Below are 23,029 nucleotides of genomic sequence, written 5' to 3'. Positions count from 1 at the left end.
GCCAGCATCCGGAGCCTGTTATGGACTTTCTCCCTCTCTTCTGTCAGCTGCAACACAAGCCGGTGCTTATCGTCGGCGGTGGCGAAGTCGCTGTACGCAAGGCGCGCCTGCTGCTCGATGCCAAAGCCCGGGTGACCATCAATGCCCCCCATCTGGAACCCCAGCTGATGAGCTGGGCCGAGCAGGGAGTGCTGACCGTCTGCGCCGCCGACTTTCACCCCGAGCTGCTCGATGGCAAGTGGCTGGTGATCGCCGCCACCAACCAGCCCGAGGTCAACCAGCAGGTTTTCAACGAAGCGAATCGGCGCCAAATCTTCTGCAACGTGGTGGACTCTCCGGCCCACTGCAGCGCCATCATGCCCGCCATCATCGACCGCTCGCCGCTGATGGTGGCCATCTCCAGCGCAGGCGCGGCGCCGGTTCTAAGCCGCCAGCTGCGGGAAAAACTTGAAGCCATGCTGCCGCAACACCTCGGCCAACTCGCGGCGCTGGCGGGCAAGCTGCGCGAGCAGGTCAAACTCATTCCGGACAAGCTGGCCCGCCGCCGCTTCTGGGAGCGGCTCTTTAGCCATGAGCGACTGGCATGCCAGCTGGCCCGCGGCCAGCAGCAAGCTGCCGAACAGAGCGTCGCCGAGCTACTCGATGAGCAACCGCAGAGCAAGGGAAGCGTAACTCTGGTGGGCGCAGGCCCCGGCGATGCGGGCCTGCTTACCCTGAGCGGTCTGCAGCAGCTGCAGCAGGCGGATGTGGTGGTCTATGACCGGCTGGTGTCGCAGGAGGTGTTGGCGCTTGTTCGCCGGGATGCCGAGCGGATCTTTGTTGGCAAGGAGGCAGGACGCCACTGCGTACCCCAGCAGGCGATCAACCAGCTGTTGCTGGAACAAGCGCAGCTGGGCAAACAGGTGGTGCGGCTCAAGGGGGGCGATCCCTTTATCTTTGGCCGGGGTGGCGAGGAGCTGGAAACCCTGGCCGAGGCGGGCATCCCCTTCTCGGTGGTACCGGGCATCACCGCCGCATCGGGCTGCGCCGCCTACAGCGGCATTCCCCTCACCCACCGCGATCACGCCCAGCGGGTGCAGTTCATCACCGGCCACGACAAGGAGGGCAATATCGCCCAGGAGTGGTCGGCGCTGGCGGCCCCCCGCCAGACCCTGGTGTTCTACATGGGGCTGGCCCATGCCGCCCGCATTCAGGATGCGCTGCAAACCCACGGCATGCCCGGTCACACCCCGGTGGCGCTGGTGGAGCAAGGCACCCAGCTCAGTCAGCAAGTGGTGCGCGGCGAGCTGCAGCAGTTGGCCGAACTGGCCCGTCAGGTGAAGAGCCCGAGTCTCATCATCATCGGCTCGGTGGTCACTCTGGCCGACCAGCTCGACTGGTATGGCAACGGCAGAAATTGATCAATAAACGAGAAGGGCCGACAACCGGGTTGTCGGCCCTTGGGCAGCCAGCAGTTATCCACTTTATCCGTGACCCTGCCTGCGACGGCAGTTGTAGGCAACCCTTGCGTGGCGCATCACACCAGTACGGCGGTACCACTGATGCTGACCATCAGCATGCTGCCATTTTGCCCCACCACCTCGTAGTCGATATCGATGCCGACCACCGCATTGGCGCCAAGGGCGGCGGCACGCTCTTTCAGCTCATCGAAGGCGATGTCGCGGGCACGGGCCAGCTCTTTTTCATAGGCGCCGGAGCGGCCGCCGATGATGTCGCGGATCCCGGCAAAGAGATCCTTGAAAATGTTGGCGCCGAGAATGGCTTCGCCAACCACGATGCCGCGGTATTCACGAATGGTTTTGCCTTCCAGCGTGGGGGTCGTCGAGAGGATCATCTTGAACTCCTGTGAGTAGCAGAAAGCCCCAGACTACCCCAACTGACAGCAAATCCCAACCGGGTGGTGGCCTGTACGACGCCGTCCTTAAAAATCACGACGGTCAGATAAAAAAACACCGCGCACGGGGCGCGGTGTTTGTTTCAGAGGGCCATTGCCAACGGCAACGCCATTACGGGTTGTAGGAGACCACCGAACCACTGAGGCCGGTCATCTGGGAGATCCGCCCCTGCATCCCTTGCAGTTTGGCCTTGGAGACATCCGGCCCGATAAAGACCCGGTTGAGCTGACCCTGCACCGGTGTGCGCGGCGAGGTGTGGGCAGAGTAGCCCGCAGCACGCAGCTTGCTCACCAGCGCGTTGACGCTGTCGACGTTCTTGAAGGCACCAAGCTGGAGGATCCAGCTACCCTGCGCGGCCGCGGGTGCAGGTGTGGTCGACTGATTCATCTTGCTTTCAATCAGATCATCGAGGGACTTGATCTGACCCGCCTGTGGTTTGGCTGGCGCAGGTGCCTTGGCCACTTCAACCGGTTTGGCTGGCGTCGGCTTGGGTGCTGGCTTGGGCGGTTCGACCGATTTTTTGGCCACCACTTCTGGCTTGGGCTGTGGCTTGGGTTGGGCATTCTGTTGCGACTGGACCGGTGCGGCAGGGGTTGTCGCCGGCTGCGCGCCGTTGCCCTGACCGGCGAGGGTCATGGGGTCAGCCACCTCTTCCACTTGCCACTGCTGGGCCGCAGAGGCCTGTTGCTGGCTGGCCAAATGATCGGCTGGCAGGCTGCTGGCTGCCGAGACCTGCAGCGCAGGCTTGGCAGGCTCCAGCTCGGGGCGCAGCGGGATCTTGGCAAAGGCCTCCTCCTTTTGCGCCAGCTTGTGACCATCCAGCAAGTCCGGCAGGAAAATAACAACCAGGGCCACCAGGATGACGGTGCCCACCAGACGGTTTTGAAACTTCGAGGCCAAGTTGAATCCTACCTTTACGTAACTCAATATGCGATTTGGCTCCCCGCCCGAGGGCTGGGGAGCAAGGGGGGGGCCTAGACGGCGACACCCGCCAGAATGTCGGCGACAGTGTAAAACGAACCAAACACAATGACCATATCGTCCGGACTCGATACGGCCAACGCTGCCCGATAAGCGGCGCTGACATCATCAAACGCCCTGGCAGGCCCCTTGCCCTCCCCCAGCGCCGCAGCCAGCTGCGTTGCGGTGGCGGCGCGCGGGCCGGTGAGGCTGGCCAGATACCACTCGCCAATCAGGCCATCGAGTTCGGCAAGGGATCCCGCCATGTCCTTGTCTTTGAGCATGCCGACCACGGCGCGGCGTACACCCGAGCAGGGCATTTTACGTAGTTGGGTCGCCAGATAGGCTGCCGAATGGGGATTGTGGGCCACATCGACGATCACCTGCGGTGCGCTTTGCAGCTGCTGCATCCGGCCAGCCAGCCGGGCATTGGCCAGCCCGTCACGAATGGCAGACTCCGGCAGCGGCAAGCCGAGGGATTCCAGCGCCGCCAGCACAGTCACTGCATTCATCAGCGGCAGCGCCGGTTTGGGCAGATCACGCCACTGGTTGAGGCCCAGGTAATCCCAGCCGGTTTCATGCTCTTTACCAGAGAAGTCCACCCCAACCTGACGCAGGTTGGCGCCAAGCCGCTGTGCTTCGCTCGCGATAGTCGCAGGTGGATTGGGCTCACCGCTGATGGCGGGTTTTCCGGCACGATAGACCCCAGCCTTCTCCACCGCCACGGCTTCACGGGTATCACCCAGCCAGTCGCAGTGATCGAGGGCAATGGAGGTGATCATCGCCACATCGGACTCCACCACATTGGTGGCGTCGAGCCGACCACCCAGCCCCACCTCCAGCAGCAGCACATCGGGCGCGGCGCGGCGAAACAGCCACAGCCCAGCCAGTGTCGCGAACTCGAAGAAAGTGAGGGCAATCTCGCCGCGAGCCGCTTCCACCTCGGCAAAAGCGGCGCAGTGATCGCTGTCGGCCAGTTCGGCCCCGTTGATCCGCACCCGCTCGGTAAAGCGCAGCAGATGGGGAGAGGAGTAGACGCCGACCTTATAGCCTGCGGCCATCAGAATGCTGGCCGCCATGGCACAGCTGGAGCCCTTGCCGTTGGTACCCGCCACCGTTATCACCTTGAACGGCAGTTGGGTCAGCCCCATACGCCGGGCAACGGCACCGACCCGATCCAGACCCATGTCGATATTGACCGGATGGATCTGCTCCAAATAAGAAAGCCAGTCGACAAGCGACCGGCTTTGGGATTGTTGCATGTTTGAACTCATCTTCACTCTTCGATGACGTGAGTATTCAGCATTTTGGCGAGCAGGCTGGCCAGACGGTTACGCATGTCGCGACGATCGATAATCAGGTCGATGGCCCCCTTCTCCAGCAGGAATTCGGAGCGCTGGAAGCCTTCCGGCAGTTTCTCGCGTACGGTCTGCTCGATAACGCGCGGGCCGGCAAAACCGATCAGCGCCTTGGGCTCGCCCACGTTGATGTCACCCAGCATCGCCAGACTGGCGGAAACGCCCCCCATGGTGGGGTCGGTCAGCACAGAGATAAAGGGCAGGCCAGCCTTGGAGAGTCGGTCTAGCGCCGCGCTGGTCTTGGCCATCTGCATCAGGGAGAAGAGGGCTTCCTGCATGCGGGCACCACCAGAAGTGGAGAAACAGACCAGACCGCGGCCCTCCTTGATGCACTCCTCGACAGCGCGCACGAAGCGGGCACCGACCACGGAGGACATGGAGCCACCGATAAAGGAGAACTCAAAGGAACAGGCGACAACCGGCACCCCTTTGAGGGTCCCTTTCATGACCACCAGCGCATCTTTTTCTCCTGTCGCTTTCTGGGCGGCAGACAAACGATCCTTGTAGCGCTTGGAATCCTTGAATTTCAGTACATCCTGCGGCTCCAGCTCGGCACCGATCTCGGTACGACCCTGCTCGTCGAGGAAACTCTCGAGACGGGCGCGAGCACTGATGCGCATATGATGATCACACTTGGGGCACACTTCGAGGTTGCGCTCCAACTCTGCCCGGTAGAGCACCTGTTCACAAGCACTGCACTTGGTCCACACCCCTTCCGGAATGTTGTGACGACGGGGTGCAGTGATCTTGCTCTTGGGAAGAATCTTCTCAAGCCAGCTCATGGAATTCCTTAATGCTTTTGTGCCTGACAAAACGCATCGAGCCTAGATTGTTCAATGACTTAATAGCTCGATGGCAACAAATGACGGGTCATTAAACCACAATTTTTCGGGCGCAGTTACTAAAAACTGGTCGTACCCGGTGCCGAGTCCGGCAGCCACAGCGGGCCGAGCGGCAACTGCGGCAGAGCAAACTCGGCCGGGTAATCCACGTCGACCAGATAGAGGCCACCAGCCTTGGCGGTCGGCCCGGCCAGATTGCGATCCTTGGCCGCCAGCACCTCGGCAATCCACTCCACCGGTTTGAGCCCCTGCCCCACCAGCAGCAGGGACCCGGTGATATTGCGCACCATGTGGTGCAGGAAGGCATTGGCACGAATATCGAGCACGATGTAGGGCCCCTGACGACTGACGCACAGATGGGTCACATTGCGCCACGGGGTATTGGATTGGCAAGCGACGGCGCGAAAAGTGCTGAAGTCATGCTCCCCGATCAGGCTCTGGCCCGCCTGGTGCATCAACTCGGCATCAATGGTCTCGTGATAATGACTGACGCCACTGCCCAGGATCGCCGGACGGAAGTTGTGGTTGTAGATGACATAGCGGTAGCGACGAGCGGTGGCACTGAAGCGGGCGTGGAACGTGTCGTCCACCTCCTTGATCCAGCGCACGGCGATATCAGGCGGCAGGTTGGAGTTGAGCCCCAGGGTCCAGGCACCTTCGGCACGGTTCGCCTCGGTATCGAAGTGGATCACCTGGCCGGTCGCATGGACACCGGCATCGGTGCGTCCGGCACACTGGATGGAAACAGGGTGGTTGGCGATCCGGCTGATGGCCTTCTCCAACTCCTCCTGTACGCTGATCACTTCACGCTGACGCTGCCAGCCGAAATACCGGCTGCCGTCATATTCAATACCTAGGGCAATTCGCATGGATAAACTTGTCTTGTTGTGAAACGCAGTGAAAGAAACGGGGCGGATTATACGCGCTCAGCTAGAAAAGTCCCATAAAGCGCACAATTGGCTGGCATGCCTGGCCTCAACCCCATCAAACATCACCATAAAGAAGAGGGCAGCCCACTGGCTGCCCTCGTCATGCTTATCTCGTTATGGAAGGTGACTCACCCCAGCCGTTTGAGCAGTTTCTCAGCCTCGGCACGCTGATGATCAGTTCCCTGCGCTGCCGCCTCTTGCAGCAATTCGCGGGCGCTGTCCTTGTCATCAATCTCGAGGTAGGCGCGGGCCAGATCCAGCTTGGCTCCCACACCACCGTCGTCGGCATCCACGTCAAACCCGGTGGATTCCGGCAGCACCTCGGGGAAGCCATCGAGCCCCACATCCAGCGAGAAGCCCTGATAAGGCTCCTGCTCAGTGGTGCTGGCATCGGCATCGGCCAGCAGCTTGTCGATCTCGACGTAGCCGCTCTCCTGCGCTTGCTCACGCGGCTGCACATCTGCCGGATGAGACTCCACTTCGGTGAAGGCATCCTCAAAATCGGAGAGCGCCAGTTCATTGGGATCCCACTCCAGATCCAGCTCGGTCTCCTTGCCTTTGGTTGACTCAAGCCCCAACTCGGCCAACATATCATCAGCCGAACCATCCACGCTCAAGTCGATGGCATTGTTGCCCTCGCCCGCAGCCGGTTCATCCACCTCGTGTTCAAAATCACCCAGATCAAAACTGGCCAGATCATCAGCAGCCGAACTCTTGCTGCTTGCACTCAACTCCGGTTCCAGATCAGCCGAAAGATCCGCATCAAGCTCGGCAAACAGGGCTGCCTGCAGCTCCTCTTCACTCATGAGCTCATCAGCCCCCCTGGACTTGGGGTTGAACTCGCTGGCCAGATCCATGTCGGGTTCATTGGCCAACGCGACAGGCTCATCCAGCGAGAGATCGAGATCCGGAACCAGATCAGGGTCACGGCTGGTTGGCTGGGCAGCCATTCGCTCCGGCTCGAAACCTTGCAGATCTATCTCGCCATCGTCGCTGAAGACCAAGTCAACATCCGGCTTTTTAGCTGACGCATCGGGCTCGACCGGCATAAAACCATCAGGAGTGTTGAGATCCGGCATCGGGCGCACCGGCTCGTTATCAGTCAAATCGACGCTTAGCAGATCATCGAACTCGCTCTGCTCCTGATCCATCATCATGGCGGTGGACTCGGAGAGGCTCTTCTCCTGCTCCTCCAGCTCGCGACGAGCCCGAGCCCGCAGCCACAGGGTCACCAGCGCCAATACCAGCAGCACCGGCAACAAGATGATCATGGCGAGATTGAGCGGCGAGGAGAGTAGCTCCATCAGCCAGTGCTGCTTGGGTTCAGGCTCTGCCACCACGGGGGGGACAGGTCTGGCCTTCAACTCGGCTAGCTCTTTTTGCAGTGCTGTCTGATCCTGCAACTGGGCCTTGAGGGTCTCGACCTCTTCGGTCAGGGATTGCAGGCGCAGTTTGAGCCTGTGGTTCATCTCGGTCACCTGACCGAGCTGGGCGTTGGCATCTTCCAGTGCCAGCGCCATCTCGGTGGCCGGTTTGCCCACCGGTTTTTCAAGATCGGAAGGCAGAGGCGCCGGTGTGGTGTTTGCTGCGGCGCTCGTCGCCGGGACTGGGGCCACCGCCTCTTTTGACGCGGGCTCGCTCGCCTTGACAACATCTTTGGTTTCAGCAGACGGTTGCGGTGCTACAACAGGAGCAGGAATGGGGGCCGCTTTTGCCGCAGGCAACGGAGCTGGCGCGGTTTTCACCGGTTCGGCTTTGGCAGTCTCAACCTTCACGGGCTTGGCCGCCGGTTTGGCACCATGGGCCTGCTTCTCGGCGAGATACTTGGGACTCAGCCCCTTCCAGCTGGCGTTGTCACTGCGGAATCTGGCTCGCGCCTGAGCGTCGGTGATGACGCTCGCTTCGGCCACGGTCGGCAGCAAAATGCGGGACCCCACCAGAATGTGGTTGATGTTGCCATCGGCAAAACTGCGGGGGTTTTTCTCGTAGATCGCTACCATGGTCTGGTAGACGCTGACATTACTGGAGGGGCGGTATTTGCTCGCCAGACTCCAGAGGGTATCGGTTGGACGAACAGGGCCATAACTACCGGCATTGGCCGTGACCTGACGAACCACAGGCTGGGCGGTTGCACGTACCGGTTGCGCAACGGGTCTGGCGACCGGCTGCGCCAGCGGTTGGGTATTGACGGCGGGAGGTACGGGCTCGTCAGGGCCTTTTAGCTCGACAAAAAAAGGCTCCCGCGCCGAATCTTCAGCCTGGACGTTGCCCAGCAGACCCAATGCGAAAAGCGTTGCCAATGTTATGCGGGAATGTCCCATATTCGTTCCTTCGTATGACGGCCCTATCACATTGAAAAATCTGGATAGTTACCCCAAAACAGTCGGTTCAATATAAATCAGGCTCGCGTCGCAAGCCAGTAGTCCGACACATTTAGCACCCGACTTGACTCTGAGTGTAGGAAAAAACTTAATCAGTTGATATCGCAACAGAATCTTGATGTAACGGAGTGCGGCATGGGTCACACCCCGGTTTGATCACAGGCCGGATGCGCAGCACTCCCTGCTGCGCATCTGTGACATCTCTCCAGCCTTACAGATAGTCGCGAACCAGCAGCTCGGCAATCTGTACACTGTTGGTTGCCGCGCCCTTACGAACGTTATCGGCCACGATCCACATATTGATACCACTCGGATGAGAAATATCCTGGCGCACCCGACCGACCAGCACCTCATCCTTGCCGGTGGCATCACGCACCGGGGTCGGATAGTCCCCTTCGTCATCAAACAGGGTCACGCCCGGTGCATTGCGCAGCAGGTCCTTGACCTGTTCGGCATCGAGCGGCTGGTGCAGTTCGACATGTACCGCCTCGGCGTGGCCGTAGAAGACCGGCACCCGCACGCAAGTCGGATTCACGGCAATGCTGGCATCGCCGAGGATCTTCTGGGTCTCCCACACCATCTTCATCTCTTCACGGGTGTAGCCGTTGTCGGTGAAGTTGTCGATCTGCGGGATCAGGTTAAAGGCGATCTGCTGCGGATAGAGGGTCGGTTCTACCGGACGACCGTTGAGCAGATGAGCGGTCTGTCCCGCCAGCTCGCTGATCCCCTCTTTGCCCGAGCCGGACACGGATTGATAGGTGGCAACATTGATACGGGCAATGCCCACTTCGTCATGCAGCGGCTTCAAGGCCACCAACATCTGGATAGTGGAGCAATTAGGGTTGGCGATGATGTTGCGATTGCGAAAATCGGCCAGCGCATCCGGGTTCACTTCCGGGATCACCAGCGGGATATCTTCGTCATAGCGGAAGCAGGAGGTATTGTCGATAACGATGCAGCCGTGCTCGGCAGCAATCGGTGCCCACTTGGCAGATGCCTCGGCACCGGCGGAGAAGAGTGCGATCTGCACCTGGCTCCAGTCAAACTCCTCCACATCGAGGATCTCGAGGTTCTTGCCGCCAAAACGCACGGTATCACCGGCACTGCGGCTGGAAGCCAGCGGATAGAGGGTCGCTACCGGAAATTCGCGCTCTTCCAGGATCTCGATCATCGCCTGACCCACGGCGCCGCTGGCACCCAATACCGCTACGTTAAACTGCTGGCTCATTCTGTTCTCCTCTGATAATGCTGCAATGGCGCCGGCTGGCACCATGGTCGGCATACTCTCGCGCTGCGAGATGACGCTGCCTGATATAGCTGAGTTGGCGCAGCAGGATCTGCGCCAACTCAGTAAAAAATGGTTTCAGTATGGCCAGTACGGCTCACCTCTTCCCGTTATCTTCCAACAATTTGCCCCCTGTTCAGGAGCGTGACAGCGCAAATCCCAAGGCGCCGAGCGCCTGACAGGCAAAGGCCCCCTCAATCTGCAGGGAGGACAGTTCACGGCGCTCGGGATAGTGTTTGCGCTGCTCGTCAAAGCTGCCGGACTGGCCGAGTCGTACCCGAAAACGGGCATCATCGCGGCGCACGTCATAGACCAGATGCACCAGCTGCTTGATCAGCGCCTGATCCGGTATGCGGCCCGGCACCACTGCCTGCACATCGGGAGCTGGCAACAGCTGACTCAAATCCTGACGAGGCTCGCGCCCCAGCTGCTGGCAGAGCGCCTGATAGAGCATCCAGGTGCCACGCGCCTTCCCCTCCAGGCTGTAACCGGCGATATGAGGGGTGGCAATCTCGGTATGGGGCACCAGCGCTGCCAGTGGCTCGGGCTCGTTCTCCCACACATCCATCACCAGTCGCAACGGCGCATCGCTCAACTGGCGTGCCAGCAGGGCCCGGTTATCCCACACCTCACCGCGGGATGCGTTGATCAGGATCTGCCCGGCAGGACGGACAGCTATCTGTTCTGCATCCAGCAGATGGTAGGTGGCATCCGGCCCTTCACGGGTAATGGGTACGTGAAAGCTGACAATATCGGCGTCAAGAGCGGTCTGATAGTCGACAAAACCCGCATCCGGATTATCCCGCGCCTTGGGCGGATCACAGCGCAGCACCTTCATGCCGAGCGCTTGGGCCTTGCCAGCCACGCACTCACCGGTATTGCCCGCGCCAATCACCGCCAGCGTCATCGCCGAGAGGTCGAGCTCGTAACGCTCCGCCAGTACCAGCAGAGCCGAGAGTACATAATCCCCCACCGAGTACTTGTTGCAACCGGGGGCGCTGAAGAAGGGAATATTGCGACTTGCCAGCAGGGCCTTGTCCACATGGTCGGTGCCGATGGTGGCGGTGCCGACAAACCCGAGTTTGGGGCTGGTTGCCAGCAAATCGCCGTTGACGCGGGTGACCGAACGCACCAGCAGCACATCAGCATCCAGCAGATCGCTAGCCTGCATCTGCCGTCCGGGCAAGGCGACTACCTCGCCAAATTCGGCAAACAGCTCAACGGCATGGGGCATATTCTCATCAACGACTATCTTCATCGGGCTCTCTTTGGTCACAACCGCCACGGGGGCGCCATTCTAGCGCAAAGCCGCCCGAGATTTCAGCCTGTGATGCAATCGGCAGAGAATCGGCATCCATTGCGCGGTGACGGCTCGATCCGACTGTTCAAACAGAATATTTCGCTACAAATGTGTAAGCAGAGGTAACAAACCCTCGGCTCGGCTTGGTCTGTACATGCCCCGATGGCACAATGCCTCCTCATTTTGCGATAGCCCATACTAGCCATGCCGCCACACTCATCATCGCTCTCAGCCCCAGTCCCATCACTCACGCGCAGTCAGGTGCTCGGGTTTAGCGCCCTATTGATCCTGCCGCTGCTGTTGCTCACTACGCTGCCCTGGCAGCCTTTTCTGATCGACTCCCTGCATTCAGGCTGGTTATGGTGGTCATACGCCCTGACCCGCATGGTCGATATTCCCGGGATCGGGGTCAGTGGCGCCCTCTTGCTGCTACTGACCCGCTACAAACTCAAACTGGAGTGGGCCTCCTTCATTGCGCTGGGGTGTGCACTGGCGGCCCTGCTTGCCAGCGACTGGGTGATCAAGAGCCTGGTCAAACACCTGACCGAAGAGCCCAGACCCTACCTGCTCTGGCTGGAGAGTCAGGGGCTGATCCCGGCCATTAAAAGCTTCTACGCCAGTAGCGTCGATGTACGCAGTGAGCAGGTGCATGCGGCCAGTCAGTTGCTGGCCCTGCCAGAGTGGCTCGGCCACCACTGGCAAAAGGAGGTGAATTACGCCTTCCCCTCTGGCCACAGTATCGCCGCCATCAGCCTGGCCCAATTCTTTGGCCTCATCTGGCTGGCCCGCGCCCCCACGGGCGTCTGGCTACTGCCACTGTGGGCCCTGGGGGTTGGTCTGTCGCGCATGGTAATGGGGATGCACTGGCCGGTGGATGTGCTGGCCAGCGCCCTGCTTGGCACTGTCACGGCGCTGATCGCCGCCCGCTGGTGGCTGCACAGATATTGAATCCAGCGCCATCTTGCACAGGCTTCCTGCGTGGGATGGGAGGACAAGCCAACGCTTTTTTGCGATAATGCCGCCTCATTTTATCCCGACCGAGATCCCATGACCGACGCAGTTCATACCCTCAAGGGCCGTTTCCGTGGTTTTTACCCCGTCGTCATCGATGTTGAAACAGCCGGGTTCAACGCCAAGACCGATGCTTTGCTCGAAATCGCGGCTTACACCCTGAAAATGGATGAGCAGGGCTGGCTCGTTCCCGACCAGGTGTTCCACTTTCATGTCGAGCCCTTCGAAGGGGCCAATCTGGAAAAGGCCGCGCTGGAGTTCACCGGCATAGACCCCTACAACCCGTTGCGTGGCGCAGTCTCGGAAAAAGAGGCATTGACCGAGATCTTCAAGGGGATCCGCAAGGGGATGAAGGAACAGGATTGCGGCCGCGCCATCATAGTGGCCCACAACGCCACCTTCGATCACGGCTTCGTGATGGCCGCCGCCGAACGAGCAGGCCTCAAGCGCAATCCGTTCCACCCGTTTGCCACCTTCGACACCGCCGCCCTATCCGGGCTTGCGCTGGGTCAGACCGTGCTGGCCAAAGCGTGCCAGAGCGCCCGCATCCCGTTTGACAATAAAGAGGCGCACTCTGCCCTCTATGACACCGAGCGCACCACCGAGTTGTTCTGTCATATCGTCAACCGCTGGAAGAGCATGGGGGGCTGGCCGCCAGCGTATCCGGATGACGACACACCGGATACCCCTGCCGATGACGACGTGCAGACATAAACAAATGAAGGCTGCCACTGGCAGCCTTCGCTTTTTGCGAAACGGGTTTGAACGCACAGCGCACCGATAATCACTATCAACCGTTATGTATGCGATCTATGGAGACAAACAGGTCGGAAAGCCTCATGTTGATCAACCCGGCGCCACAAGCAGCAGTGATATGGCCGGCTTGACCGATTTTTTACTCGACATTTGTCACATTTTTCGCAAACTAACCCCCCTTCATATGACAGACAGCAATAACAAACTATAAGGAAATCAAATGAATCCTGTTGTTATCGCAGTCGGGCTGATGCTGGTGCTCAGTCTGCTGCGGATCAATGTGGTGGTCTCGCTGGCGCTGGGGGCCATTGCTGGCGGCCTGGTGGGCGGGCTATCGTTGACCGATACCCTCACCACCTTCAGCGGTGGCCTGGGCGGTGGCGCCGAGATTGCTCTCTCCTACGCCATGCTGGGCGCCTTTGCGGTTGCCATCTCCCGCTCCGGGATCACCGACCTGCTGGCCCGCAAGGTGATCAGCCAGTTGGGCAAGGATGCCAGCTCGACCCGCATCATGTGGGTTAAAACCCTGCTGCTCTCTTCCGTGCTGGCCGTGGCCATCTCGTCCCAGAACCTGATCCCGGTTCATATCGCCTTTATTCCCATTCTGATCCCGCCGCTGCTGCATGTAATGGCGCAGATGCAGATCGACCGTCGTCAGGTGGCCTGTGTCATCACCTTTGGCCTGACCGCCACCTATATGGTGCTGCCGGTCGGCTTTGGCGGCATCTTCCTGAACAACATTCTGGCCAAGAACCTGATCGATAACGGCGTGCCCATCACCACCAGCCAGATCCCGCTGGCGATGGCCATTCCGGTTGCCGGTATGGTACTGGGCCTGCTGATTGCGGTATTCATCAGCTATCGCAAACCGCGCCAGTACGATCTGGCCAAGATCCTGGATGCCGAGCCCGAAGCGGTCGAGCTCAACCTCACTCATATCTGGGTGGCCCTGCTGGCCATTGGTGTAGCACTGGGGCTGCAGTTGATGACCAACAGCATCGTACTGGGTGCGCTGGCCGGTTTTGTCATCTTCACCTGCGGCGGCGTCATCAAGTTTCGCGAAAGCCAGGATGCTTTCACCCAGGGGGTGCGCATGATGTCGCTGATCGGCTTCATCATGATCTCCGCCGCCGGTTTTGCCGCGGTGATGAAGGCAACCCACGGGGTCGACTCTCTGGTACAGGTGGTCGCCTCCGGCATCGGCCAGCACAAGGGGATCGCCGCCTTCCTGATGCTGCTGGTGGGCCTGCTCATCACCATGGGGATCGGCTCCTCCTTCTCCACCGTGCCCATCATCGCCACCATCTATGTGCCGCTCTGTCTGCAGCTCGGCTTCTCACCGATGGCGATCATCGCGCTGGTCGGTACCGCTGGCGCGCTGGGGGATGCGGGGTCACCGGCCTCCGACTCTACCCTGGGCCCGACATCCGGCCTCAACGCCGATGGCCAGCACGACCATATCTGGGACAGCGTGGTGCCCACCTTTATTCACTACAACATCCCGCTGGTGATCTTCGGCTGGATTGCAGCCATGGTGCTCTGATCGCCCCTCTGACATCGAGCCATATACTGCAAAATACGAAACAAGAAGGCGACCTGATGGTCGCCTTCTTGATGATGACGTCACCTAATCACCAGGATATGGTCCCGAGAGGAGAAGCTCTTTATTGTGCTTCATGGATTCCCGGCTCTGGATGATTGCGCACTATAGTAGCCGCAGACTGTTTCGCTCTTAGTCAGTCTCTCGCCACTGATGCCATAACAACGTTTGCCTCTCCCCGCTTTGTGCGCGACACCCGCAGCCACATACCACGCCGATTAATTGCTCAGCGATTGGATATCATTTTGAAAAACTGATACTTAACTAGCTACACTAGCCATTATCAACATACAGGGACGTGTAAAAAATGAGCTTGATTGGCTTGGTGCTGGCGTTGATCGCCATCCTTGGCGGCAACATGATCGAGGGTGGTCACCCCAGTGCACTGCTCGATCTGCCCGCATTCCTCATCGTGATCGGCGGCACCATAGGCGCTGCGCTGACCCAGTTCCCCTTCTCTGTCGTCGGTAGCACCATGAAGCGTTTCAAATGGCTGCTCTCTCCCCTCAAACTCGACATGCATGAACAGGCCCAGTTGCTGGAGACCCTGGCAGGCAATGCTCGCCGCAGCGGCATGCTGGCGCTGGAAGGGATGATCGAGGAGATCAAGGATCCCTTCCTGAAGAAAGGGGTGCAGATGATGGTCGATGGCTACGAGAAGAACAAAATCCACGAGGTGCTGGAGAACGAGATCGAATTTGAACAGGAAGATCTCGAACAGACGGTCAAATTCTATGAAGCCATGGGAGGCTACTGCCCGACCATGGGGATCGTCGGCGCGGTATTTGGCCTGATCCACGCCATGGGTCTGCTGGATGCCCCCGACAAGCTGGGTGGCGCCATCGCGGTGGCCTTTATCGCCACCATCTACGGGGTATCCGCCGCCAACCTGATCTTCTTGCCGTTCGGCAACCGCTACAAGGGGTTTGCCCACCAGATCCGCCACTACAAGGAGATGACTCTGACCGGCATTCTCTGCATCGTGGATGGCGAGTCCCAAGCACGCCTGCAAGTGACCCTCGAACCTTATCTGGGAGGCCATGGTGGCGAAAAAGAAAAAGGCTGAAGCGCCGGAGAACCACGAACGCTGGCTGGTCTCCTATGCCGACTTCATGACATTGCTGTTCGCCCTGTTTGTGGTGCTCTACTCCTTTGCCATGGCCAAGCAGTCCGAAACCCGGGTGCTTATCCAGGGCTTTATCGAGTCGCTGGGTAAAATCGGCCTCATCTCCCCGCCTGCCGGCTCACCCTTGATGCAGGGGGGCACAGGGATTCTTGAACCGGAATCGAAGACCACGCCAAGCAGCCCGAAAGAAGAGACTGTGCTGGAGAAAGATGCCCCCATGGCGGCATCGGATCCCTTCAACGAGACCATAGGTTCCTCGGAAAAGCCGAGCGCCACCGAATCCTGGCCCCATAAGACCAAGGAGCAGGAGTGGGTGCAGGTGACCAAGCAGAAGCTTGAGCAACAGCTCAAGGCCCAGATCGAATCGAAGGATCTGGAGGTCGAGCAGCTTGGCAGTCAGCTGGTGATCCGTATCGGCGAGAAAGCGCTGTTCCCCGCCGATTCGGCGTTCCTGCAGCCCCAGTTCATCCCGCTGGTCAACAAGATCGCCGGCATTCTGGCCAATATCCCGGGTCAGGTAGTGGTCACCGGCCATACCGACAACTCCCAGGCGCCGGTGGAGCTTTATCGCAATAACTGGGAGCTCTCGGTGCTGCGGGCCTCTTCCATCGTGCAAACCATGCTGACCAACCCCCAGCTGGATGCCAGACGAGTCATCGCTCAGGGGGTTGCCGACACTCAACCCCGCTTTGCTAATGACACCCCCGAACATCGCCAGGCGAATCGCCGGGTCGATATCACCCTCTCCCAAGGCAAGGCCGCAGAAGAGTCGCTGCAACTGCTCAAGCCCTGATCCCCCCGCTCCCGCCTCGCGCGGGAGCCTCTCTCTAAAAACAAATAACTCAATAATATCAACACCATAAGACCTTAATGATAATGATTGCCATTTATTGTCAAGTGGTCAGGCCTCTGCAATAATGCCGCCCCCCAGGCTTAAATAAAAACAATTATCATTATGAACAAACTACTTCAGGCATGGCCGGCACTCCTGTGTGCCTCCGCTGGCGCGGCCGATCTTCCCCCTGTGGAGAAGGCTCGCAGCGACGACACCATCATTGTCACCGGGCAACGGGTACAACAGAAACTCTCCGATGTTTCCGGCTCCATCACCGTCATCACTCAGGAAGAGCTGGACCGTCAGGTCGCCAGCGAGCTGACTCATGTGTTTCGCAAGATCCCCGGTGTCTCGGTCACCGGCTCTGCCGGGCGACCGCAAAACATCAGCGTGCGCGGCATCGGTGGCAACCGTATCCTGCTGATCAAGGATGGGGTGCGCGTCAGCGACGGCTTTGGCGCCGACAACATCAATGACAAGGTGGGTCGCTTCAACTTCGACCTTGATGACATCAAGCAGATTGAGGTGGCCAAGGGGGCCGGCTCCTCCCTGCATGGCTCCGATGCCATCGGCGGCACCGTGGTGATGAATACCAAGCAGCCGGAAGATTATCTGCAACAGCAAGATAGCTATCTGGCGGCCAAAACCCTCTACGGTGGCGACAGCAACAAGAAGAAGCTCAGCATGACCAGCGCGGTGCGGGCACTGGAGAGCGAACATCTGTTGCGCCTCTCCGGCTGGCGTGGCAACGAAACCGCCAACTTTGAGGAGAACCGCATTCCGGCTGATTTGGATGGCATGAGTGCCTCCACCAGCAGCCGCCTCCCCCTCAATGCCCATCACGCTCTGCGGCTGGAGCTGGACTACTACGAGGATCACGCCAAACGCCAGATGGGGCCCAAAGCGGTGCCCCAACCCGATGGCAGCTGGGACGTGGTCGGTTTTCAGGAAGATGGCGATCAGCGCACCCAGGGCGGCAAGTTCAGTTGGGAAGCCAACGATCTGGGCATGATCGATACCCTCAACTGGAGCCTGTTTGGCAACCAGTCACGCAACGAAGCCAACCAGCGCCAGCTGCTGCGCAACGATGCCCTGAGCGGCTATCCCAGATATCGCAGCCAGCGCACCCTCTCCACATTCGAGGAGCTGCGCCTTGGCAGTGAGCTGGAGCTGCAGAGCAAGCTGAGCACCGGCTCGCTGGATCACACCTTCAGCTACGGTGTGGAAGTGGAGCAGGCCAACCACGAGCGACCGGTCAGCAATCTGACCCTGGAAGATGGCATCACCACCCAAGGACAGAAAGCCCCCTTCAGCAAGGCCGAGACCCGCCGCGATGGCATCTGGCTGAGCGATGTGATCGATCTGGGCAACTGGCAGTTTACCCCGACCCTGCGCTTTGACCGCCAGCGCCTGCGCGCACCGGACAGCAATCTGGCCGAGAACCACAGCGACCACATCTCCCCCAGTGTCGCGGCCAGTTACCGCTTCAACGAGACATGGCGCAGCTGGCTCAGCTATGCCAACGGCTTCCGCGCCCCCGCTTACGATCAGGTTTACGGCAACATTCCCCACTACTTTGCCATGCCGCCATTCGAGATCATTGCCAACCCCAACCTCAAGGAGGAGACCAGCCACAGTCTGGAGTGGGGAGTGAATGGCCAAAGCGACAACTGGAGCGTCAAACCGGCCGTTTTCTACAACCGCTACTACAACTTCATCGACTGGCGCCAGACCGGTTTTCGCCTCGATGACGGTGTCTTCCTGCGCCAATATCGCAACGTTGCCAAAGCAGAAACCTGGGGCGCCGAGCTGGCCGCCAGCCTCTGGCTGAGCGACAAGTGGGAGCTTTCGACCAATCTGGCCTGGATGGATGGCAAGGATCACCGCGGTGAGCCGCTGCGCACCCAGACACCGCTGGAAGGCAACACCACCCTGCGCTGGCAACAGCTCGACTGGGGGGTTGAGCTCAGTGGCAACTATGCCGCCGCCATGACCAAGGTGCCCCAGTGCGCCAATGCGCAGACTGGCTACAACGGTGCCTGCCAGAGCAGCGCCGGCTGGTTCAGCCTGGACCTCACCGGCGACTGGCAGATCACCGAGGCGCTCAAGGTCAATGCCACCATCGGCAACCTGCTCGATACCCGCTACGTCCGCTATCAGGATGTGGCCGGACTCCCGGCTGGCAGCGACACCTCCCTCTACAGCCAGAGCGGCCGCTACCTGTCAGCCAGCCTCAGTTACCGTTTCGTGGGGATGTGATGAAGCATCATGCAATCATGGCGGCCCTGTTGGCCGCCCCGTTGGCGTGGGCGCAAGAGGCCCTGCCACCGCCGATCCCGTTCCAATCGCACCTGATTTCAGGCAATCCCGTACGCCAGGATCCCTACTTCTGGTTGCGGGACGAGAGCCGCAGCAACCCGGCCATTCTCGCCCTGCTCAAGCAGCAAAATCGCTGGAGCGAGCAGCAGCTCGCCGCGCAGCAGCCGCTGGAAGCAACCTTGCGCGCCGAGTTTGCCCGTCATCCGGCGGGTGAACCCGTGCCAGACAACTGGCTTGTGCGCGGCGATCAGGCATGGCAGCTGCGCCCGGATGGCTCACTCTGGCAACGCCACGGTGGCAAGGTGCAGCAACGGCTTCCCGCCAGAGCGGGTGAGGGCTATTACGAAGCGGGCGGCTGGGCACTGAGCCCGGATAACCGCACCCTGGCCATCGCCGAAGACAGGCGCGGCGCTCTCGACTATCAGGTCACCCTGCTCGATCTCCAAAGCGGCAAGGCGCTGGCCAGTTTGGCACAGCGCAGCGCTGATCTAGCTTGGTCACAAGATGGTCGCACCCTCTACACCATCGCCAACGAGCGTTACACCCTGCGCCCCTGGCAGTTGCGCGGCTGGCAGGATGGCCAGGAGCAGACTCTCTATGAGGAGCAGGATCCCGCCTGGCTGCTCAGCCTCTATCGCACCACGGATGGCCAGCATCTGGTGTTGCAGGGCAACAACCACGACAGCTCGGAGCAGTACCTGCTCGACTCGGGCAAGCCGCAGCAGGTCAAACCCCGCCAGCGCGGGGTGGAATACTATCTGGACAATCAATCCGGCTGGGTGATCAAGAGCAACCGGGAGGGGGCGTTTGCCCTCTACTCAGCCAGCACGCCGCTCGGTGAGTGGCAGCGCCTGTGGCCCGCCAAAGGGGAGGATCTCGGCGATCCCGAGAAGTGGCGACTGTTTGATCGCCATCTGGTGGTGCAGTTTCGCCAGCAGGGGGAGGATTGGCTCGCCCTGCTCGATCGCAACGGCCATGAACGCCAGCGCCTGCCGCTGGCCAGTGGCGCCGGTACCGGCTGGCTGCAAGGAGAACATGACCCGGCCAGCGACCGCATTCTGGTGCGCAGTCAGGGCTTGAGCCAGCCCCCCGGCCAGCGCTGGCTGGATTTAAACAGCGGCCAGTGGATCAACGACCAGCACACCGCAGGCAATAAAGCATTGCCCTATCAGAGCGAGCGGCGCTGGATCACCTCTACCGATGGCACCCGGGTGCCTGTCTCGCTGGTGTGGCGCAAAGATCTGGCCCCTCGCGCCGTACTGCTCTACGGCTATGGCGCCTATGGCACGCCGATGCGCCCCTACTACCAGAAAGAGCTGTTAAGCCTGCTGGATCGGGGCTTTGTCTACGCCATCGCCCATGTGCGCGGCGGCGGCATGCTGGGGGAGCAGTGGACCCGCGACGGACGGGGCATCCACAAGCAGAACGGCATTAGCGACTTTATCGCAGCCGGTCACGCCCTGCGCCACTGGTCGCCCGACGCCGCTCCCCTGCCCCTGTTTGCCATGGGGGGCAGCGCGGGGGGCACACTGGTTGCTGCGGCCCTCAACCAGCAACCGACACTCTTTAGCGGCGCCGTGTTGCAGGTTCCCTTCGTCGATATGCTTGGCACCATGAGTGATCCCGCCCTCCCCTTGACCCGTCAGGAGTACCAGGAGTGGGGCAACCCGGCCAAGCCCGCAGAGTATCAGGCGATGCGCCGCATCAGCCCCTACGACAACCTGCACCGCGCACCCTACCCGCCCCTGCTGGTCACTACCGCCCTGCACGACAGCCAGGTGCCCTACTGGGAGCCGGTCAAGTGGCTGACCCGCCTGCGGGAGCACAGCACGGGTTCCGGCCCCTACCTGCTGCTGACCGAACTGGAGGGAGGCCACCGCGCCGGTGGTGGCGATCGGGCTCGTGAATTTGCCTTCTTGTTGCATCTGGCGGGGATCAATCAATGACCCTGCCGCTGATTGGGAGTACCACTATGAAACCCCTGTTGCCCGTCCTCTTGCTGGGGCTGGCTGGCTTTTCCACTCAGGCCGCCGAACTGCGTTTTGTCGAACAGGACGCCCCGGCCGATACCCGCCTCTGGCTCGAACAGCAGCTCGGCGTCACCCTGAGTGATGCCCCGGCCTATCAGCGCCAAGGCAAGCTGGGCCACTATCTGCATTATCGCCAGCAGCTCAATGGCGCACCGATCGCCGGCCTGATGGCCGCCGTCAGTCTCGATGAGCAGGGTCGCCCGTGGCGCCTTTATCACAATACCCGGCTGATGCAGGCACAGGCGGCTCCATGTGATGAAGCAAGCCGCGCCGGGGTGGATGCCTATACCGCCACGCTGGATAATGCGGTGTGGCAATTCGCTGGCAGTGACGAAGCCCAGCCCTGGTACTGGCAGGATGGCGACACACTGACTGCGGCCTGGCGTCTGCTGGCGGTGGAAAGCCAGCCGGGCAACAGCAAGAGCAGCTACTGGCAACTGTTTGTCACCTGCGATGGCAGCGCCCTGCTGGGGCGCACGCTGCAAGAGGCCAACACCCGTGCCGAAGCGATCCCGCTGGCAGGGGAAGCAGCTACGGTGCAGGCCCGTATCTTTGCCCTCGACCCACGCACCCAGCTGCAAGATGGCAACCTGCTGTGGCGCCACGATCTGGTGCTGGACAACCGGGCCTATCGCACCGTGCCGCTCACGGTACAAAAGGTGGATGACACCTACCAGCTGAGTGGCCCTCGCGCCCGGGTTGTGGATGGTACGGCGCCAGAAACTGCCCCCTTTAGCAGCCCTGATGCCGATGGCTTCCAGCTGGATCACCAGCAGCCCGCCTTCCTCGATATCAATGGCTACTACCATCTGGATCTGGCCCAGCGCCATGTGGAATCCCTTGGCTACCCGACGCTGATGGGCGGCCCCCTGGCCATCGATACCGATGCCGGGGAGCAGGACAACTCTCTCTATGACCCCTTCCTGCGCCGGTTGGAAATTGGCCGGATCGGGGTACCCGATGCGGAAGATCCCATGGTGATCTGGCACGAGTTTGGCCATGCGGTGCAGCACCATATCCTGCCCGACATGGGAGAAGAGGGGGACTGGGGCGCCATCGGCGAGGGCTTTAGCGACTATCTGGCCGCCAGCTGGCGCCAGCGTAGTCCAGAGGCTCGCCAGTTCGAGCCTTTCATGGTCTTCAACTGGGATGCCAGGATCAGCGGCCGGACGCCCCGTCAGCTCGACGATCTGCGGGCGCGCTATCATCCGGGCTTCCTCTATCCGGCTCACCTCACCATCAACGGCAGCAACGGCGACCAGCTGTGGGGCACTCCGCTCTTCACCGCGCTGCGCCAGGCCGTTGAACAGTATGGCGAGGTAGCCCGTGACGAGTTCGATACCCTGCTGATTGAATCCCACTTCGGCCTCGGCCCGCAGGTGCGGATGCCCCAGCTGGCGCGGGTCACCGTGGATACCGCCAACCGCCTCTATCCGGATCGCAGTTATGGCAAGCTGCTGGAGCAGGCCTTCCGCCACCACGCCCTGCTGCCCACGCCCATCGCGGCCCGCCTTGCCGATGACAGCTACCTGTTGCCCGGGGAGAAAAAGAGCCTCGCCATCGAATTGACCAACCAGAGCGGCCGCCCCCTGACCGTGGCTGACGCCAGCCTGCTCCCGAGCAAGGGGCTCATGGGTGACGGTCACTGGCAGGGAGAGCTCAACGCCGATGGCAGCGCCCGCTGGACCCTGCCGCTGGAAGCGGCGAGCAACCTGACCTGTGGCGAGGCAGTCACCTTGCCGCTGCAGTTCCAGCTCACCCTGCCCAGCCCCACCGAGCGCCAGACCCGCCTTGACCTGCAACTGCCGATCGGTGAACCGCTCTGGCAGCGGGCCATCGGTCAGGGTGGCCAGATCAAGGATGCGGTGAGCGATGAGCGGCACGGCCTGTCCCGCTTCACTCTCACCCTGCCCGAGAGCAAGGCCCGCATCGACAGCAGATTCGTGGTTGCCCTCGATCTGGAGCACAGCAAGCTGGAGCAGCTGGAGATCTGGCTCACCTCCCCTTACGGCACCCGGATCAGCCTGTGGAACAAGGGCTACGCCAGTCATACCCGGCTTAAGGGGGAGTTTCCCCGTGAACTGGTACCGTTCGAATCGCTAGACAAGCTGCACGGCGAACCGCTCGCTGGCCGCTGGCTGCTGGAGATCAACGACACCATCGCCGGTGACACCGGTCAGTTGCGCAACTGGCGGGTCGCCCAGCAAGTCGGCGCCCGCTGCTACAAGGATGAAGCCCTGCCCAACACCGGCATCATTCCCCTTGAGCAGGATGAAGGGGGTGGCGGCACGGCTTCCCCCCTGCTGCTGTTGCTGGCCCTCTGGCCCCGCCTCTGGCGCCGGAGCACCCCGCGCCGCTGAATCCTGCACCACGGGGGTTACCGCCCCCGTGAACCTGTGACC

17 protein-coding genes are annotated in these 23,029 nt (G+C 60.9%); 9 read left to right on the top strand and 8 right to left on the bottom strand.

From position 1 onward, the window contains the following. The first annotated feature begins 20 nt into the window (after positions 1 to 20). Positions 21 to 1,400, top strand: coding sequence for a siroheme synthase CysG (gene cysG, locus I6L35_RS14845; protein ID WP_216978589.1), 1,380 nt, complete (start codon positions 21 to 23; stop codon positions 1,398 to 1,400). Between the two features lie 116 nt (positions 1,401 to 1,516). Here cysG and I6L35_RS14840 read toward each other — a convergent pair whose 3' ends face one another. The 8 genes from I6L35_RS14840 to I6L35_RS14805 form a co-directional block, all read right to left on the bottom strand. Continuing rightward, positions 1,517 to 1,834: a heavy metal-binding domain-containing protein gene (locus I6L35_RS14840; protein ID WP_216953896.1), complete on the bottom strand. Its 318-nt coding sequence runs from the start codon at positions 1,832 to 1,834 to the stop codon at positions 1,517 to 1,519. 172 nt (positions 1,835 to 2,006) lie between these two features. Next, positions 2,007 to 2,795, bottom strand: a complete 789-nt coding sequence (gene dedD / locus I6L35_RS14835) for a cell division protein DedD (protein WP_216978588.1) — start codon at positions 2,793 to 2,795, stop codon at positions 2,007 to 2,009. Between the two features lie 74 nt (positions 2,796 to 2,869). Next, positions 2,870 to 4,129, bottom strand: coding sequence for a bifunctional tetrahydrofolate synthase/dihydrofolate synthase (gene folC / locus I6L35_RS14830; protein ID WP_216978587.1), 1,260 nt, complete (start codon positions 4,127 to 4,129; stop codon positions 2,870 to 2,872). Positions 4,130 to 4,131: 2 nt separating this feature from the next. After that, complete coding sequence (accD, locus tag I6L35_RS14825; protein ID WP_005344944.1) at positions 4,132 to 4,995, bottom strand: acetyl-CoA carboxylase, carboxyltransferase subunit beta; 864 nt, start codon at positions 4,993 to 4,995, stop codon at positions 4,132 to 4,134. Positions 4,996 to 5,114: 119 nt separating this feature from the next. Next, a complete protein-coding gene (gene truA, locus I6L35_RS14820; protein ID WP_216978586.1) occupies positions 5,115 to 5,924 on the bottom strand; it encodes a tRNA pseudouridine(38-40) synthase TruA in 810 nt (269 codons plus the stop codon). A 188-nt stretch (positions 5,925 to 6,112) separates the two neighbouring features. Then, complete coding sequence (locus I6L35_RS14815; protein ID WP_216978585.1) at positions 6,113 to 8,305, bottom strand: FimV/HubP family polar landmark protein; 2,193 nt, start codon at positions 8,303 to 8,305, stop codon at positions 6,113 to 6,115. Between the two features lie 271 nt (positions 8,306 to 8,576). Next, a complete protein-coding gene (locus tag I6L35_RS14810) occupies positions 8,577 to 9,593 on the bottom strand; it encodes an aspartate-semialdehyde dehydrogenase (protein ID WP_216978584.1) in 1,017 nt (338 codons plus the stop codon). Between the two features lie 193 nt (positions 9,594 to 9,786). Further along, a complete protein-coding gene (locus tag I6L35_RS14805) occupies positions 9,787 to 10,908 on the bottom strand; it encodes a 4-phosphoerythronate dehydrogenase (protein WP_216978583.1) in 1,122 nt (373 codons plus the stop codon). 246 nt (positions 10,909 to 11,154) lie between these two features. Here I6L35_RS14805 and I6L35_RS14800 point away from each other — a divergent pair, with 246 nt between their 5' ends. The 8 genes from I6L35_RS14800 (at position 11,155) to I6L35_RS14765 (ending at position 22,987) form a co-directional block, all read left to right on the top strand. Further along, the gene (locus I6L35_RS14800; RefSeq protein ID WP_216978582.1) at positions 11,155 to 11,898 is read left to right on the top strand and encodes a phosphatase PAP2 family protein; all 744 of its coding nucleotides are present in this window, start codon (positions 11,155 to 11,157) and stop codon (positions 11,896 to 11,898) included. A gap of 99 nt (positions 11,899 to 11,997) precedes the next feature. Then, positions 11,998 to 12,675 (top strand): ribonuclease T, encoded by a 678-nt coding sequence (rnt, locus tag I6L35_RS14795; RefSeq protein WP_005344934.1) that lies wholly within the window; start codon positions 11,998 to 12,000, stop codon positions 12,673 to 12,675. 262 nt (positions 12,676 to 12,937) lie between these two features. Further along, complete coding sequence (locus tag I6L35_RS14790; protein WP_005344933.1) at positions 12,938 to 14,260, top strand: Na+/H+ antiporter family protein; 1,323 nt, start codon at positions 12,938 to 12,940, stop codon at positions 14,258 to 14,260. A 364-nt stretch (positions 14,261 to 14,624) separates the two neighbouring features. Further along, positions 14,625 to 15,383, top strand: a complete 759-nt coding sequence (locus I6L35_RS14785; RefSeq protein WP_216978581.1) for a flagellar motor protein — start codon at positions 14,625 to 14,627, stop codon at positions 15,381 to 15,383. Beyond that, complete coding sequence (locus I6L35_RS14780) at positions 15,358 to 16,236, top strand: flagellar motor protein MotB (protein WP_216978580.1); 879 nt, start codon at positions 15,358 to 15,360, stop codon at positions 16,234 to 16,236. Before I6L35_RS14785 ends, I6L35_RS14780 begins: the two co-directional genes overlap by 26 nt. 162 nt (positions 16,237 to 16,398) lie before the next feature. Beyond that, on the top strand, positions 16,399 to 18,537 hold the full coding sequence (locus tag I6L35_RS14775) for a TonB-dependent hemoglobin/transferrin/lactoferrin family receptor (RefSeq protein WP_216978579.1): 2,139 nt from the start codon (positions 16,399 to 16,401) through the stop codon (positions 18,535 to 18,537). Next, positions 18,537 to 20,543 (top strand): prolyl oligopeptidase family serine peptidase, encoded by a 2,007-nt coding sequence (locus I6L35_RS14770; RefSeq protein ID WP_216978578.1) that lies wholly within the window; start codon positions 18,537 to 18,539, stop codon positions 20,541 to 20,543. Before I6L35_RS14775 ends, I6L35_RS14770 begins: the two co-directional genes overlap by 1 nt. Further along, positions 20,540 to 22,987: a proprotein convertase P-domain-containing protein gene (locus tag I6L35_RS14765; protein WP_216978577.1), complete on the top strand. Its 2,448-nt coding sequence runs from the start codon at positions 20,540 to 20,542 to the stop codon at positions 22,985 to 22,987. The genes I6L35_RS14770 and I6L35_RS14765 overlap by 4 nt, the downstream gene beginning before the upstream one ends. The last annotated feature ends 42 nt before the right edge of the window (positions 22,988 to 23,029 follow it).

Source organism: Aeromonas sp. FDAARGOS 1405 (assembly GCF_019048265.1).
Classification (GTDB): Bacteria; Pseudomonadota; Gammaproteobacteria; order Enterobacterales; family Aeromonadaceae; genus Aeromonas; species Aeromonas veronii_A.
The sequence above is the reverse complement of the archived record's forward strand: the minus strand, read 5'-3'. Positions and strand labels throughout refer to the sequence as shown.